The organism is Pseudomonas fulva (assembly GCF_023517795.1).
Lineage (GTDB): Bacteria > Pseudomonadota > Gammaproteobacteria > Pseudomonadales > Pseudomonadaceae > Aquipseudomonas > Aquipseudomonas fulva_D.
This window is the reverse complement of sequence record NZ_CP082928.1, coordinates 760,355-774,680: the sequence shown is the minus strand read 5'-3', so window position 1 is coordinate 774,680 and position 14,326 is coordinate 760,355. Positions and strand designations below refer to the sequence as shown.

16 protein-coding genes are annotated in these 14,326 nt (G+C 62.6%); 14 read left to right on the top strand and 2 right to left on the bottom strand.

The window, feature by feature from the left end; all coding sequences use genetic code 11:
- Positions 1-7: 7 nt before the first annotated feature.
- Both K8U54_RS03505 and K8U54_RS03500 read left to right on the top strand, forming a co-directional pair.
- Positions 8-262 (top strand): succinate dehydrogenase assembly factor 2, encoded by a 255-nt coding sequence (locus K8U54_RS03505; RefSeq protein ID WP_249908897.1) that lies wholly within the window; start codon positions 8-10, stop codon positions 260-262.
- On the top strand, positions 246-698 hold the full coding sequence (locus K8U54_RS03500) for a protein YgfX (protein ID WP_249908896.1): 453 nt from the start codon (positions 246-248) through the stop codon (positions 696-698). Before K8U54_RS03505 ends, K8U54_RS03500 begins: the two co-directional genes overlap by 17 nt.
- On the opposite strand, the gene nadB is transcribed toward K8U54_RS03500, so the two are convergent.
- Positions 667-2,283, bottom strand: coding sequence for an L-aspartate oxidase (gene nadB, locus K8U54_RS03495; protein WP_249908895.1), 1,617 nt, complete (start codon positions 2,281-2,283; stop codon positions 667-669). The two genes, K8U54_RS03500 and nadB, sit on opposite strands and share 32 nt — an antisense overlap.
- Before the next feature lie 589 nt (positions 2,284-2,872).
- Here nadB and rpoE point away from each other — a divergent pair.
- The 11 genes from rpoE to pdxJ all read left to right on the top strand — a co-directional run bounded on the left by rpoE (position 2,873) and on the right by pdxJ (position 13,018).
- The gene (rpoE, locus tag K8U54_RS03490; RefSeq protein ID WP_013792331.1) at positions 2,873-3,454 is read left to right on the top strand and encodes an RNA polymerase sigma factor RpoE; all 582 of its coding nucleotides are present in this window, start codon (positions 2,873-2,875) and stop codon (positions 3,452-3,454) included.
- A gap of 31 nt (positions 3,455-3,485) precedes the next feature.
- On the top strand, positions 3,486-4,073 hold the full coding sequence (locus tag K8U54_RS03485; RefSeq protein WP_249908894.1) for a sigma-E factor negative regulatory protein: 588 nt from the start codon (positions 3,486-3,488) through the stop codon (positions 4,071-4,073).
- An 11-nt stretch (positions 4,074-4,084) separates the two neighbouring features.
- On the top strand, positions 4,085-5,038 hold the full coding sequence (locus K8U54_RS03480) for a MucB/RseB C-terminal domain-containing protein (protein ID WP_249908893.1): 954 nt from the start codon (positions 4,085-4,087) through the stop codon (positions 5,036-5,038).
- A gap of 102 nt (positions 5,039-5,140) precedes the next feature.
- The gene (locus K8U54_RS03475; RefSeq protein ID WP_249910384.1) at positions 5,141-6,571 is read left to right on the top strand and encodes a DegQ family serine endoprotease; all 1,431 of its coding nucleotides are present in this window, start codon (positions 5,141-5,143) and stop codon (positions 6,569-6,571) included.
- A gap of 238 nt (positions 6,572-6,809) precedes the next feature.
- The gene (gene lepA, locus K8U54_RS03470) at positions 6,810-8,609 is read left to right on the top strand and encodes a translation elongation factor 4 (protein ID WP_249908892.1); all 1,800 of its coding nucleotides are present in this window, start codon (positions 6,810-6,812) and stop codon (positions 8,607-8,609) included.
- 5 nt (positions 8,610-8,614) lie between these two features.
- Positions 8,615-9,469 (top strand): signal peptidase I, encoded by an 855-nt coding sequence (lepB, locus tag K8U54_RS03465; protein ID WP_249908891.1) that lies wholly within the window; start codon positions 8,615-8,617, stop codon positions 9,467-9,469.
- A gap of 106 nt (positions 9,470-9,575) precedes the next feature.
- Complete coding sequence (locus tag K8U54_RS03460; RefSeq protein WP_249908890.1) at positions 9,576-9,953, top strand: DUF4845 domain-containing protein; 378 nt, start codon at positions 9,576-9,578, stop codon at positions 9,951-9,953.
- On the top strand, positions 9,950-10,639 hold the full coding sequence (rnc, locus tag K8U54_RS03455; RefSeq protein ID WP_249908889.1) for a ribonuclease III: 690 nt from the start codon (positions 9,950-9,952) through the stop codon (positions 10,637-10,639). Before K8U54_RS03460 ends, rnc begins: the two co-directional genes overlap by 4 nt.
- Positions 10,632-11,534, top strand: a complete 903-nt coding sequence (gene era, locus K8U54_RS03450) for a GTPase Era (protein ID WP_249908888.1) — start codon at positions 10,632-10,634, stop codon at positions 11,532-11,534. Before rnc ends, era begins: the two co-directional genes overlap by 8 nt.
- 49 nt (positions 11,535-11,583) lie before the next feature.
- A complete protein-coding gene (gene recO / locus K8U54_RS03445) occupies positions 11,584-12,282 on the top strand; it encodes a DNA repair protein RecO (protein ID WP_249908887.1) in 699 nt (232 codons plus the stop codon).
- The gene (gene pdxJ / locus K8U54_RS03440) at positions 12,275-13,018 is read left to right on the top strand and encodes a pyridoxine 5'-phosphate synthase (RefSeq protein WP_249908886.1); all 744 of its coding nucleotides are present in this window, start codon (positions 12,275-12,277) and stop codon (positions 13,016-13,018) included. Before recO ends, pdxJ begins: the two co-directional genes overlap by 8 nt.
- Here pdxJ and K8U54_RS03435 read toward each other — a convergent pair.
- Entirely contained in the window at positions 13,015-13,917 is a 903-nt protein-coding gene (locus K8U54_RS03435; protein ID WP_249908885.1) for a LysR substrate-binding domain-containing protein, read from the bottom strand. The two genes, pdxJ and K8U54_RS03435, sit on opposite strands and share 4 nt — an antisense overlap.
- Positions 13,918-14,043: 126 nt before the next feature.
- Between K8U54_RS03435 and K8U54_RS03430 the strand changes: the two genes are divergently transcribed.
- Positions 14,044-14,319, top strand: a complete 276-nt coding sequence (locus K8U54_RS03430) for a hypothetical protein (RefSeq protein WP_249908884.1) — start codon at positions 14,044-14,046, stop codon at positions 14,317-14,319.
- Positions 14,320-14,326: the final 7 nt, after the last annotated feature.

Here is a 14,326-nt window from a genome sequence, read left to right as displayed (position 1 = left end):
CACTGCCATGGTCGACGCCACTGAACTCAATCGCCTCTTCTGGCACAGCCGGCGTGGCATGCTGGAACTGGACGTGTTGCTGGTGCCTTTCGTGCAGGAGGTCTACCCCTCGCTCGACGAGGACGATCGTGCCCGTTACCGCAAGCTGCTCGAGTGCGAGGATCAGGACATGTTCGGCTGGTTCATGCAGCGTGGCGAGCCGGAGGATGCCGATCTGCGTCACATCGTTCGCATGATCCTGGATCGTGTCCAGCCCAAGTAAACGCTTCGAGTGCCACTGGCGGCCGTCACGGCGGTTGCTGGAGATCTACCTGTGCGCCCAGGCCCTGGCGCTGCTGACGTTACTGCTCGTCGAGATTGGCTTCTGGGCGCGCCTGCTCGGCCTGCTGGCTTGCGGCTGCCATGCCGCCTGGGTATTGCCCAGGCATGTGTTGCTGACCCATCCGGCCGTTTTCAACCGTTTACGGCACGACGACGACGGTTGGCAGGTGCAGCGCGGCGGCGGGCCGTGGCAGCCCGTGACCCTGCAGGCGGACAGCATGGCGCTGCCCTGGCTGGTCATCGTGCGCTTCCGTCTGCCGGGGCGCCCGTTCACCTACAGCCTGTGCATCCCTGCCGACGCCATGTCGGCGGACATGCATCGACGCCTGCGGGTGCGCCTGAAATTCAGTCGTCAGCGTTGGCGGGTTGCAGAATAGTGTCACGCGCCTCGGCTAGCAGCTCCGGGTAATCCAGGGTGTAGTGCAGGCCCCGCGACTCCTTGCGCGCCATGGCCGACAGGATCATCAGCTCGGCTACCTGGGCCAGGTTACGCAGCTCGATCAGGTCGCGGCTGACCTTGTAGTTGCTGTAGAACTCGTCGATTTCATCGAGCAGAAGGCGCACGCGGTGCTGGGCGCGTTGCAGGCGTTTGGTGGTGCGCACGATGCCCACGTAATCCCACATGAAGCGCCGCAGCTCATCCCAGTTGTGCGCGATGATCACGTCCTCGTCCGAGTCGGTGACCTGGCTGGCGTCCCAGGAGGGCAGGTCGGCGGGCATCGCCACCTGGTCCAGGTTGGCGACGATGTCGGCCGCGGCCGAGCGTGCATAGACGAAGCACTCGAGCAATGAATTGCTGGCCATGCGGTTGGCGCCGTGCAGGCCGGTGAAGCTGGTTTCGCCAATGGCGTACAGACCTGCCACGTCGCTGCGCCCGGCCTGATCGACGAGCACGCCGCCACAGGTGTAGTGGGCCGCGGGTACCACCGGAATGGCCTGACGGGTGATGTCGATGCCGAATTCCAGGCAGCGCCGGTAAACGGTCGGGAAGTGGTTTTTGACGAAGTCCGCCGGCTTGTGGCTGATATCCAGGTAGACGCAGTCGATGCCCAGGCGCTTCATCTCATGGTCGATGGCGCGGGCCACGATGTCCCGTGGTGCCAGTTCCTCGCGGGGGTCGAAGCGCGGCATGAAGCGTTCGCCGTTGGGCAGGCGCAGCAATGCGCCTTCACCGCGCAGGGCCTCGGTAACCAGGAAGCTCTTGGCCTGGGGATGATAGAGGCAGGTGGGGTGGAACTGATTGAATTCCAGGTTGCCGACCCGGCAGCCGGCGCGCCAGGCCATGGCGATGCCGTCGCCGCAGGCACCGTCCGGGTTGCTGGTATAGAGGTAGACCTTGGCCGCACCGCCGGTGGCGAGGATGACGAAGCGCGCGTGATGAGTGTCCACCTCGCCGCTGAGCCGGTTCAGCACGTAGGCGCCCAGGCAGCGCTGGCCGTCTCGACCCAGTTTGCGTTCGGTGATCAGATCCACGGCGACCCGCTGCTCGAGCAGTTCCACGTTGCGGCGCTGGCGTGTGCGCTCGAGCAGTGTGTTGAAGATGGCTGCGCCGGTCGCATCGGCAGCGTGGATGATGCGCCGGTGGCTGTGGCCGCCCTCGCGGGTCAGGTGAAATTCGAAGCCGCCGTCCTCGCGATCGTGCTCGTCGTCGCGGGTGAAGGGCACGCCCTGTTCGATCAGCCACTCGATGGCTTCGCGGCTGTGCTCCACGGTGAAGCGCACGGCATCTTCGCGGCACAGGCCGGCACCGGCGTCGAGGGTGTCGTTGACATGGGAATCGATGGTGTCGCCGTGATCCAGCACCGCGGCGACGCCGCCCTGGGCCCAGTAGGTCGAGCCATTGGTCAACTCGCCCTTGCTCAGCACGGCGATGCTCAGGTTGTCGGGAAGCGTGAGCGCCAGGGTAAGGCCGGCGGCCCCGCTGCCGATGACCAGAACGTCGTGCTGAAAGTGTTGGCTCATTGTTATGGGTCCGCTGGATGGCGTGCAACTGAGAGGATGCGCCTGTCGAGCACTGCGAATGCTCTCTGTCGGCACGGCCTTTTGTATCCGGAGATCACTCGATGGTCGCTATGAGCCTGCGGTGGGGCTTGGGAGGCCATGTCGGCGGCTCGGTGGCCCCTAGTATATAGAGGGGGGCAACGGCACAATAGCCGACCTGGTAGGTTGTCCGGCGCAGAACGTGTATCGTGTTGGGATGGCGATATGCCTGCGCGGCTGGCCGCCATGCTGGAGCTGCATCTCATCCGCTGAAACCTGTCTGAACTTTGTCATGGGGCAGGGTTCTATAGCGGAGTCGCCCCGGAGAGGGAATGTGTCTGGCGAGTTGGTGAGCGGAGTGGTCGTGCCATTCGACTCGACCCGTCAGGTGATCTAAAGACAATTCGCGCAGCAGGCAGTGGCCCTGGTGCGTGGTTTCGTGCAAAACCAAAAAATGTTTTGTGGGAAGCTTGTTCGTAGGGGGAGAACTTTTGCATATGACTCGAGTCTATTTCGGCAGATCGATCTTCTGGCAGGCGCAGACCTCCTACGGGCTCAACGAGGAGTATTCATGCTAACCCAGGAAGAAGATCAGCAGCTGGTCGAGCGCGTGCAGCGTGGTGACAAGCGAGCATTTGATCTGTTGGTGCTGAAGTATCAGCACAAGATTCTCGGGTTGATCGTGCGATTCGTGCACGACACCCATGAAGCTCAGGATGTCGCCCAGGAAGCTTTTGTAAAAGCTTACCGGGCACTGGGAAACTTTCGCGGCGACAGCGCGTTCTATACATGGCTGTACCGCATCGCCATCAACACGGCGAAGAATCATCTCGTTTCTCGCGGCCGCCGGCCGCCGGACAACGATGTAAGTGCAGAGGATGCCGAGTTCTACGATGGCGACCACGCCCTCAAGGATATCGAATCTCCCGAGCGAGCCCTGTTGAGGGATGAAATCGAAGCCACCGTGCATCGGAGCATCCAGCAACTGCCAGAAGATTTACGAACGGCGCTAACGTTACGTGAATTTGATGGTCTTAGTTATGAAGACATTGCGAGCGTCATGCAGTGTCCAGTTGGTACCGTGCGTTCGCGAATCTTTCGGGCGCGTGAAGCCATCGACAAGTCCCTGCAACCTCTGTTGCAGGAAGCCTGAGACAGCGGCGACAGCCAAGAGAGGAACCGCTATGAGTCGTGAAGCCCTGCAGGAATCGCTGTCCGCGGTGATGGATAACGAAGCGGATGAACTTGAACTTCGGCGTGTGCTCGGTGCGAGCGACGATGCCGATCTGCGTGCCACCTGGTCGCGTTACCAGGTAGCCCGTGCCGCGATGCACAAGGACCTGCTCGTGCCAAAACTGGACATCGCTGCAGCCGTTTCCGCGGCTCTGGAAAACGATGCCACTCCAGTTGTGCAGGAGAAGGTCGTGCGTGGTCCGTGGCGCAGCCTGGGGCGCGTAGCCGTTGCTGCGACCGTGACGGTCGCCGTACTGGCCGGCGTGCGCTTCTACAATCAGGATGACGTTTCTGGTGCCCAGTTGGCGCAGCAGGATCAGCCTTCCATCGCCCTGCCGCAAGCTCAGGGGCCGGCCATTCTGGCAGGCTTCAAGACTTCGGACGAGCAGCCGGCTGTAGAGACCGTGTCTGCCGAAGGTGAAGGCTGGCATGAACAGCGTCTGCCTGAGTACCTGCGTCAGCATGGTCAGCAATCCGCCCCTGGCACTGCTGAAAATGCACTGCCGTTCGCACGGTCTGCGAGTGTAGAAGAGCGTTAAGAACGACGCGTATGCGCTCCATTCTCGTCACGTCCCTGATGCTCGGTGGTATTTTGGCAACCCCTGCCATGGCCGCCGATGCACAGGGATGGTTGCAACGGCTGAGTCAGGCCGAAAGCAAGCAAAGCTTCCAAGGCACCTTCGTTTACGAACGCAACGGCAATCTCTCCACTCACAGCATCTGGCGTCAGGTCGAGCCGGGTGGAACTGTGCGCGAGCGATTATTGCAACTCGATGGGACGCCCCAGGAAATGCTGCGGGTGAATGGTCAGGCGCAATGCGTCAACGGCCCGATTGCCTCTGCCGTCGTCGATGAGCAGGCCTGGCCCGCCCATGGTCTCGATGCCAAGCAGATCGAGCAATGGTACGAGCTGAGCTTGCGTGGCGAGTCCCGGGTGGCCGGGCGCTCGGCCGTGGTGCTCGGCTTGGTTCCGCGTGATCAGCATCGTTACGGCGTTCAGCTGTACGTGGACAAGGAAACCGGCCTGCCGCTCAAGTCGCTGTTGGTCAATGACCGCGGTGAACTGCTCGAGCGATTCCAGTTCACCCAGCTCGATACGGCGGCTATGCAGCCAACTGCCGTATTGCAGCCTTCTACCCACTGCACGCCGGTGCGCGTCGTCAAGGCGCGTACGCCGTCTGCAGAATCCTGGCGCTCCGAATGGTTGCCGCCTGGCTTCAATCTCAGCGCGGTAACCCGTCAGCGCAGCCCGTTATCCACCGATAGCGTCGATTGTCTGGTTTATGATGACGGACTGGCGCGCTTTTCCGTCTTTCTCGAGCCCCTGCACGATGCTGCCGTAGCCGATGCGCGCAACCAGCTTGGGCCTACCGTGGCAGTGTCCCGGCGCCTGACAACGGACGATGGAGATGTCATGGTAACGGTGGTGGGCGAAATTCCGCTGGGAACGGCGGAGCGTGTCGCCATGTCGATGCGTGCGGACGACGTGCATGCCACGCCGTAACGGTCGACGATAACGATCAAGGCCGATGTGCCGCCTGTTTGTTGTACCACTGGCCCCACAGGGGCCTCGTTTGTTCTGGATGGGGAAGAAACTGCAATGTCGATGCCTAGCCTGAAAAATTATGCGGCCGCGTTGTTCGCGGTGTTTCTGATGGGGCAACCCGTGGCGGCGCATGCACAGCTGCCGGACTTCACCCCCCTGGTCGAGGCGGCCTCACCTGCCGTGGTCAATATCAGCACCCGGCAGAAGGTGCCGAATGCCGTCGCCAGCAATGGCGGGCTCGCCGTTCCGGACCTGGAAGGCCTGCCGCCGATGTTCCGCGAATTCTTCGAGCGCAGCATTCCCCAGCAGCCTCGCGCGCCAGGTGGTGGTCGCCAGCGTGAAGCGCAGTCGCTCGGCTCGGGCTTCATCATCTCCAAGGATGGTTACATTCTGACCAACAACCATGTGGTCGCCGATGCCGATGAAATCATCGTGCGGCTGTCCGACCGCAGCGAGCTGGAAGCCAAGCTGATCGGTACCGACCCGCGCAGCGACGTGGCGCTGCTCAAGGTCGAGGCGGATGACCTGCCCACCGTGAAGCTGGGCAATTCCGACAACCTCAAGGTCGGTGAGTGGGTGCTGGCCATCGGCTCGCCGTTCGGTTTCGATCACTCGGTCACCGCCGGTATCGTCAGTGCCAAGGGGCGCAGCCTGCCGAACGAGAGCTACGTGCCGTTCATCCAGACCGACGTGGCGATCAACCCGGGTAACTCCGGCGGCCCGCTGTTCAACCTGGATGGCGAAGTGGTCGGTATCAACTCGCAGATCTTCACCCGCTCCGGCGGCTTCATGGGCCTGTCCTTTGCCATTCCCATGAGCGTGGCGATGGATGTGGCCGACCAGCTCAAGGCCAGCGGCAAGGTCAGCCGCGGCTGGCTGGGTGTGGTGATCCAGGAAGTGAACAAGGATCTCGCCGAGTCGTTTGGCCTGGAGAGACCCGCCGGCGCCCTGGTCGCTCAGGTGCTTGAAGACGGCCCGGCTGCCAAGGGCGGGCTGCAGGTCGGTGACGTGATCCTCAGCCTGGATGGCAAGCCGATCATCATGTCTGCCGACCTGCCTCATCTGGTTGGTGCCTTGAAGCCGGGCACCAAGGCCAACCTGGAAATCGTCCGTGAGGGCGCACGCCGGAATCTGAAGCTGGCAGTGGGCACCATGCCGGCGGATGACGCCGACGAAGCGACCCCGGGTGCCACGCCAGGCGCCGAGCGCAGCAGCAACCGTCTGGGCGTCAGCGTTGCCGAACTGACCGACGAGCAGAAAAAGGCCCTGGACCTGCGCGGTGGCGTGGTGATTCGCGAAGTTCAGGATGGTCCGGCCGCACTGATCGGCCTGCGTCCTGGCGACGTGATCACCCACCTGAACAATCAGGCGATCAGCTCGGCGAAGAACTTCACCGAAGTGGCGCAATCGCTGCCGAAGAATCGTTCGGTGTCGATGCGCGTGCTGCGTCAGGGCCGCGCCAGCTTCATTACTTTCAAGTTGGCCGAGTAGGCTTGGCCGAATAGCAGAGAAGGGCGACGAAAGTCGCCCTTTTTTATGGCCGCCTGATGACCTCAGCTGGCCGGCCATGCCCTGAGAAATACCGGCCGCTCGAGGCAGGCGAGGCAAGCGGGTCTCAATTACTGCGCTGTCACGCTTGTCCTGACGTGACGTGGGGGCAACCACTCGGGTAAACTTTGCGGCTATTTTCGGCAGGCATTCGCCTGCGACCTTTTTCGAGTGTTGTCCTGTGAGTGACCTGAGTCATATCCGCAATTTTTCCATCATTGCCCACATTGACCACGGCAAGTCGACGCTGGCTGACCGTTTCATCCAGATGTGCGGCGGCCTGACCGCGCGCGAGATGGAGGCTCAGGTTCTCGATTCCATGGATCTGGAGCGCGAGCGCGGCATCACCATCAAGGCCCATAGCGTCACGCTCTATTACAAGGCGAAAGATGGCATCACCTATCAGCTGAACTTCATCGACACGCCGGGGCACGTCGACTTCACCTATGAGGTGAGCCGCTCGCTGGCCGCCTGTGAAGGTGCGTTGCTGGTCGTCGATGCGGGGCAGGGCGTGGAGGCGCAGTCGGTCGCCAACTGCTATACCGCCATCGAGCAGGGCCTGGAGGTCATGCCGGTGCTGAACAAGATGGACCTGCCGCAGGCCGATCCGGATCGCGTCAAGGACGAGATCGAGAAGATCATCGGTATCGATGCCAGCGACGCCGTGGCCTGCAGCGCCAAGAGCGGCATGGGCGTCGACGAGGTGCTCGAGCGCCTGGTGCAGGCCATTCCGGCGCCGACCGGTGAGGTCGAGGCGCCCCTGCAGGCGCTGATCATCGACTCCTGGTTCGACAACTACCTGGGCGTCGTGTCCCTGGTGCGCGTGCGCCACGGCCGCGTCAAGAAGGGCGACAAGATTCTGGTCAAGTCCACCGGCAAGGTGCACCTGGTCGACAGCGTCGGGGTGTTCAATCCCAAGCACACCGCCACTGCCGACCTCAAGGCCGGCGAAGTGGGCTTCATCATAGCCAGCATCAAGGACATCCACGGTGCGCCGGTGGGCGACACCCTGACCTTGAGCTCCACACCCGACGTGGAAATGCTACCCGGCTTCAAGCGCATCCAGCCGCAGGTCTACGCCGGCCTGTTCCCGGTCAGCTCCGACGACTTCGAGGACTTCCGCGACGCCCTGCAGAAGCTGACCCTCAATGATTCGTCCCTGCAGTATCTGCCGGAAAGCTCCGACGCCCTGGGCTTCGGCTTCCGTTGCGGCTTCCTGGGCATGCTGCACATGGAAATCATCCAGGAGCGCCTGGAGCGCGAATACGACCTGGACCTGATCACCACGGCGCCGAGCGTTATTTTCGAGGTGGTACTCAAGACCGGTGAAACCATTTACGTGGACAACCCGTCGAAGCTGCCGGATGTGTCCTCGGTCGAAGATTTCCGTGAGCCGATCGTACAAGCCACGATTCTGGTTCCGCAGGAACATCTGGGCAACGTCATTACCCTGTGCATCGAAAAGCGCGGCGTGCAGCGTGACATGCAGTTCCTCGGCACTCAGGTTCAGGTTCGCTACGACCTGCCGATGAACGAAGTGGTGCTCGACTTCTTCGACCGCCTGAAATCCACCAGCCGTGGTTATGCCTCGCTGGATTACCATTTCGACCGTTACCAGTCGGCCAACCTGGTCAAGCTGGACGTGTTGATCAACGGCGACAAGGTCGATGCGCTGGCGCTGATCGTGCACCGTGACAACGCCCACTACAAAGGGCGCCAGTTGACCGAGAAGATGAAGGACCTGATTCCTCGGCAGATGTTCGACGTGGCGATCCAGGCGGCCATCGGCGGCCAGATCGTGGCGCGGACCACTGTCAAGGCATTGAGAAAGAACGTTCTGGCCAAGTGCTACGGCGGTGACGTGAGCCGTAAGCGCAAACTGCTGGAGAAGCAGAAGGCCGGTAAGAAGCGCATGAAGCAGGTGGGGAACGTGGAGATTCCACAGGAAGCCTTCCTTGCTGTACTCAAGTTGGATAGCTGAGGCCTATGTCATTCAATTTCCCGCTGTTGCTGGTCATTGCCGTCGCCGTGTGCGGCGCCCTGGCCTTGTTCGATCTGGTATTCCTGGCGCCGCGGCGTCGTGCAGCGATCGCCAGTTACCAGGGCAAGGTCGAGCAAGTCGACGACGCAGTGGTCGAGAAGCTCAACAAGGAACCCTTGCTGGTTGAATACGGCAAGTCGTTCTTTCCGGTGCTGGCCATCGTCCTGGTGCTGCGCTCCTTTCTGGTCGAGCCATTCCAGATTCCGTCCGGCTCGATGATCCCGACCCTGGAAGTAGGCGATTTCATCCTGGTCAACAAGTTTGCCTACGGCATCCGCCTGCCGGTGCTGGACACCAAGGTGATCGAAGTCGGCGACCCGCAGCGCGGCGACGTCATGGTGTTCCGCTACCCGAGCGATCCCAACGTCAACTACATCAAGCGCGTCATCGGCCTGCCGGGCGACCACGTTCGCTACAGCAGCGACAAGCGCCTGTTCGTCAACGGCAAGCCGGTTGCCGAGCAGTTGATCGGCGAGGAGCCGGGCAGCCTGGGCAGCGCCACGCTGTACAGCGAGCGCCTGGGCGATGTCGAGCACCGCATCCGCAAGGAAATGACCCGTTATCGCGCCGAGCCCGGCAAGGAGTGGACCATCCCTGATGGGCACTACTTCATGATGGGCGACAACCGCGACAACTCCAACGACAGCCGTTACTGGAACGACCCGAATATCCCCAAAGACGTGCTGGGCATGGTTCCGGATCGCAACATCGTCGGCAAGGCATTCGCCATCTGGATGAGCTGGCCGGATCCGAAGTTCAAGACCCTGCCGAACTTCTCCCGTGTCGGGCTGATTCATTGATCTGATGAAAATTTGCGGCGCCGTTCAATACGGCGCTGCCAGCTATCTATAGTCTTGTGATGCGCCCGGTGCGCATCGGACTATCTGGATATTTTTGGGGATGAACATGAAATTCGCACGCTCGCAGCAGGGCTTGTCGATCGTCAGCTGGCTGGTGGTACTGGCTGTTGTGGCGTTTCTGGCCAGCACGGCGTTCAAGGTGGTGCCGCATTACCTCGATTACATGTCGATGGAAAAGATCATCACCTCGGTGGAGACCGACCGCGTGGATAGCGTCAAAACCGTGGGCGATTTCTACAGTCACGTCAGCCGTGGCATGACGGTCAACAGCATCCGCGACCTGAACATGCAGGACGTGCTGAAAGTGACCCAGGATGGCAACGAATTTCTTGCCCACCTCAAGTATGAAAAACGTGAGCACCTGATCGAGAACATCGATCTGGTGGTTAATTTCGATAAAGAATTTCGTGTGCGTATGCCGTGAGTGTTTCGTTGACCCGCCTCGAGCGCCAGCTCGGGCACAGTTTCGAGGACCAGGATCTGATGATCCTGGCCCTGACCCATCGCAGTTTTGCCGGCCGCAACAATGAGCGGCTGGAGTTCCTCGGTGATGCCATCCTCAATTTCGTCGCCGGCGAGGCGCTCTACGAGCGCTTCCCCCAGGCCCGCGAAGGCCAGCTGTCGCGGCTGCGTGCGCGCTTGGTGAAGGGCGAGACCCTGGCCGTGCTGGCCCGCGGTTTCGACCTGGGCGAGTACCTGCGCCTGGGCTCCGGCGAACTGAAGAGTGGTGGCTTTCGCCGCGACTCGATCCTTGCCGACGCCCTCGAGGCGCTGATCGGCGCCATCTACCTGGATGCCGGCATGCAGGTCGCCCGCGAACGCGTGCTGGCCTGGCTGACCAACGAACTGGACGGCCTGACCCTGGTCGACACCAACAAGGATCCCAAGACCCGCCTGCAGGAATTCCTGCAATCGCGCGCCTGCGAGCTGCCGCGTTACGAAGTGGTCGACATCCAGGGCGAACCCCATTGCCGGACATTCGTGGTCGAATGTCAGGTCAATCTACTCAATGACAAGACCCTGGGCCAAGGCGCCAGCCGCCGGATCGCCGAACAGGTCGCGGCTACTGCCGCGCTGATCGCCCTGGGTGTGGAGAACGGCAATGACTGATTCGCCCGTAACGCGCTGTGGCTATGTCGCCATCGTTGGCCGGCCCAACGTGGGCAAATCGACGCTGCTCAATCACATCCTCGGCCAGAAGCTGGCGATCACCTCGCGCAAGCCGCAGACCACTCGCCACAACATGCTCGGCATCAAGACCGAGGGCGAGGTGCAGGCCATCTATGTCGATACCCCCGGCCTGCACAAGAACAACGACAAGGCGATCAACCGCTACATGAACAAGAACGCCGCGTCGGCCCTCAAGGACGTCGACGTGGTGATCTTCGTGGTCGATCGCACCCGCTGGACCGACGAGGACCAGATGGTCCTCGAGCGCGTCCAGTACGTCGAAGGCCCGGTGATCCTGGCGGTCAACAAGACCGATCGCCTGGAAGACAAGGCCGACCTGATGCCGCACCTGCAGTGGCTGGCAGAGCAGTTGCCCAATGCCGAGATCGTGCCGGTTTCGGCGCAGCACGGCCACAACCTCGACGCGCTGGAAAAGCTGGTGGGCGAACGCCTGCCCGAGGGCCTGCACTTTTTCCCCGAAGACCAGATCACCGACCGCTCCGGGCGCTTCTTCGCCGCCGAGCTGGTGCGCGAGAAGATCATGCGTCAGCTCGGTGCCGAGCTGCCGTACCAGATCACCGTGGAGATCGAGGAGTTCAAGCGCGAAGGACGGATCATGCACATCCATGCGCTGATCCTGGTCGAACGCGACGGGCAGAAGAAGATCATCATCGGCGAGAAGGGCGAGCGCCTCAAACGCATTGGCCAGGAAGCGCGCAAGGACATGGAGTCGATGTTCGACACCAAGGTCATGCTCAACCTGTGGGTCAAGGTGAAGAGTGGCTGGTCCGACGACGAGCGCGCCCTGCGTTCGCTCGGTTACGACGATATCTGACCCCGGCATCCGCCGCGCCGCGGCTGGCTAACCCAGCGAGTTTATCCCCATGCTTGCGCCCAGCCAGCCCGCCTATGTCCTGCACAGCCGCGCCTACCGCGAAAGCAGTGCGCTGGTGGATTTCCTCACCCCGCAAGGCCGCTTGCGCGCCGTGCTGCGTGGCGCGCGGGGCAAGGCCGGCAGCCTGGCCCGGCCGTTCATTCCCCTGGAGCTGGAAACCCGCGGCCGCGGCGAGCTGAAGAACGTCGGCCGCTTGGAAGCTGCCGGCATTCCCAACCTGCTTACCGGCGAGGCGCTGTTCAGCGGCCTGTACCTCAACGAATTGCTGATTCGCGTGCTGCCCGCCGAAGATCCACACCCGGTGATCTTCGAGCATTACGCCATGAGCATCCTGGCGCTGGCTCAGGGTCGGCCACTGGAGCCGATCCTGCGCGCATTCGAATGGCGGCTGCTCGACGAACTCGGCTACGGTTTCGCCCTCGACAGCGATGTGCAGGGCAATGCCGTGGTCAGCGACGGCCTGTACCGGCTGGAGGCCGACAGCGGTTTTCTGCCCATCGGCCATTGGCAGCCGGGCGCGTTTCTCGGTCGTGAGCTGCTGGCCATGGCCGATGCCGACTGGAGCACGCCCGGCGCGCTGGCCGCTGCCAAGCGCCTGATGCGCCAGGCACTCGCCCCTCATCTCGGCGGCCGGCCCCTGGTCAGCCGCGAATTGTTCATGACGCTCAAGGAGCCGACCCGTGACTGAAGCCAACCGTGTTTTGCTGGGTGTGAATATCGATCACGTCGCCACGCTGCGCCAGGCGCGCGGCACCCGCTATCCCGACCCGGTAAAAGCCGCGCTGGATGCCGAAGAGGCGGGTGCCGACGGCATTACCGTACACCTGCGCGAAGATCGCCGGCATATCCAGGAGCGCGACGTGCGCGTGCTCAAGGAGGTCATGCAGACGCGCATGAACTTCGAGATGGGGGTGACCGATTTCATGCTCGCCTTCGCCGAGGCGATACGCCCCGAGCACGTGTGCCTGGTGCCGGAAACCCGCCAGGAGCTGACCACCGAAGGCGGCCTGGACGTGGCGGGTCAGGAGGCGCGGATTGCCGCAGCGGTAACGCGCCTGGCGGCCGCTGGCAGCGAGGTGTCGTTGTTCATCGATGCCGACCCGCGGCAGATCGAGGCGAGCAAGCGCGTCGGCGCGCCGGCCATCGAGCTGCATACCGGGCGTTATGCCGATGCCCATACGCCGCAAGAGGCAGTTGCCGAGCTGCAGCGTATTCGTGAGGGTGTCGCCCTGGGCGTTTCCCTGGGGCTGATCGTCAACGCCGGCCACGGCCTGCATTACCACAACGTCGAGCCGGTGGCAGCGATCCCGGGCATCAACGAGCTGAACATCGGCCATGCGCTGGTCAGCCACGCGCTGTTCGTCGGCTTCAAGGAGGCCGTGCGGGAGATGAAGCAGCTGATCGCAGGCGCCGCGGCACGCTAACGCATTGCGCCGTAGGCCACCGCCACTTGCGCCGCCAGTGCTTCGGCGGCTGCGCCACGGTTGCTGCCGCGCAGCAGCTTGATGTGATAGTCGCCCAAGGGTGGCAGACCGTGCTCCTGCTGAGAAAGGCGGCGTAGCGGCGGTTTGACCAGGCTGGCGGGGAAGGCCGCAATGGCCAGATCGGCCAGCAGCGCGGCTTCCTGGCCCGCGCACTGTTCGCTGGAATAGGCGATGCGGTAGTTGCGCCCGAGGCGATCCAGGCCGTCCAGGGCGGCACGGCGCCAGGCACAACCGGTATTGGCCAGGGCAAGCGGTAACGGGTTGCGCCTGACGGCAAGGCCACCTTCGCGACCTGCCCACACCAGTGACTCACTGCAAATGACTTCGCCACGGGTGTCATCGGCGTTGGCGTCGCCGCTATTGAGCAGCGTCAGGTCGAGCTCGCCAGCGTCCAGGCGTTCGATCAGCTCGCAACTGCGACCCACCGAGACATCGACTTGTACGGCCGGGTGGCTGAGGGCGAACTGCGACAGCAGATCCGGCAGCGAGCCGACACCGATGTCGAAGGGAGTACCGAAACGCACGGTACCCGTCAGGTCGGGCACGCGAAAATGGGCCACCGCTTCCTCGTTGAGCTTGAGCAGGCGGCGGGCATAGCCGAGCAGGATCTCGCCATCCGGCGTGAGACGCACCCGGCGGCTCTCGCGTAGAAACAGCGTACGCCCAAGGGTTTCCTCCAGGCGCTTGATCTGCTGGCTGACCGCCGCCGTGGTACGGAACACCTGCGCGGCCGTGCGGGTAAAACTGCCGCTTTCGGCAATGCCGACAAAGGTCTTCAGCACATCGCTTTCCAATAGCGGCAATGCGGCGGGCACGTCTGCTGGCGATGGACTGTTCATTTTTGGTTAATTTTTTTTTAATCGGCTGTTAGGTATTTGTCGATTTAATTAACGATAAGCGCAGCCCAAGCTGTCGGCAAGCACTCATCGATAACCGGTGAGCAAAGGCTGCCGAGGAGCGTTGTCATGAAATCGACTGATCAGCACGCCGCACCCAGCGGGCGCGCCAAGCCGGCTAGGTCGCCGGGTGTCGACCCGCACCAGCTGATGCAGTGGCTGGGCGACTGGTATTTCGCCTGGTGCTGGAGACGCAGGATGCGCCGCCTGTTGATGCTCGATCGCGCCGGGCAGATTCGCCTGGGAAGCGCTCACGGGCGTGTCAGTGCCGGGGCACAGATGCCCCTGGCGGTGATCGCGGCGCGGCAGGCCGAATGGCGCCGCCAGGGTGATGGCGCCGGCTAGGTCTCTG

What these genes read in the sequence shown, in the direction of transcription:
- K8U54_RS03435 (WP_249908885.1), bottom strand. Translation starts at nt 13,917, where the DNA reads ATGAACAGTCCATCGCCAGCAGACGTGCCCGCCGCATTGCCGCTATTG.
- rpoE (WP_013792331.1), top strand. Translation starts at nt 2,873, where the DNA reads ATGCTAACCCAGGAAGAAGATCAGCAGCTGGTCGAGCGCGTGCAGCGT.
- lepB (WP_249908891.1), top strand. Translation starts at nt 8,615, where the DNA reads ATGTCATTCAATTTCCCGCTGTTGCTGGTCATTGCCGTCGCCGTGTGC.
- era (WP_249908888.1), top strand. Translation starts at nt 10,632, where the DNA reads ATGACTGATTCGCCCGTAACGCGCTGTGGCTATGTCGCCATCGTTGGC.
- K8U54_RS03505 (WP_249908897.1), top strand. Translation starts at nt 8, where the DNA reads ATGGTCGACGCCACTGAACTCAATCGCCTCTTCTGGCACAGCCGGCGT.
- nadB (WP_249908895.1), bottom strand. Translation starts at nt 2,283, where the DNA reads ATGAGCCAACACTTTCAGCACGACGTTCTGGTCATCGGCAGCGGGGCC.
- K8U54_RS03475 (WP_249910384.1), top strand. Translation starts at nt 5,141, where the DNA reads ATGCCTAGCCTGAAAAATTATGCGGCCGCGTTGTTCGCGGTGTTTCTG.
- K8U54_RS03480 (WP_249908893.1), top strand. Translation starts at nt 4,085, where the DNA reads ATGCGCTCCATTCTCGTCACGTCCCTGATGCTCGGTGGTATTTTGGCA.
- K8U54_RS03430 (WP_249908884.1), top strand. Translation starts at nt 14,044, where the DNA reads ATGAAATCGACTGATCAGCACGCCGCACCCAGCGGGCGCGCCAAGCCG.
- recO (WP_249908887.1), top strand. Translation starts at nt 11,584, where the DNA reads ATGCTTGCGCCCAGCCAGCCCGCCTATGTCCTGCACAGCCGCGCCTAC.
- K8U54_RS03485 (WP_249908894.1), top strand. Translation starts at nt 3,486, where the DNA reads ATGAGTCGTGAAGCCCTGCAGGAATCGCTGTCCGCGGTGATGGATAAC.
- K8U54_RS03460 (WP_249908890.1), top strand. Translation starts at nt 9,576, where the DNA reads ATGAAATTCGCACGCTCGCAGCAGGGCTTGTCGATCGTCAGCTGGCTG.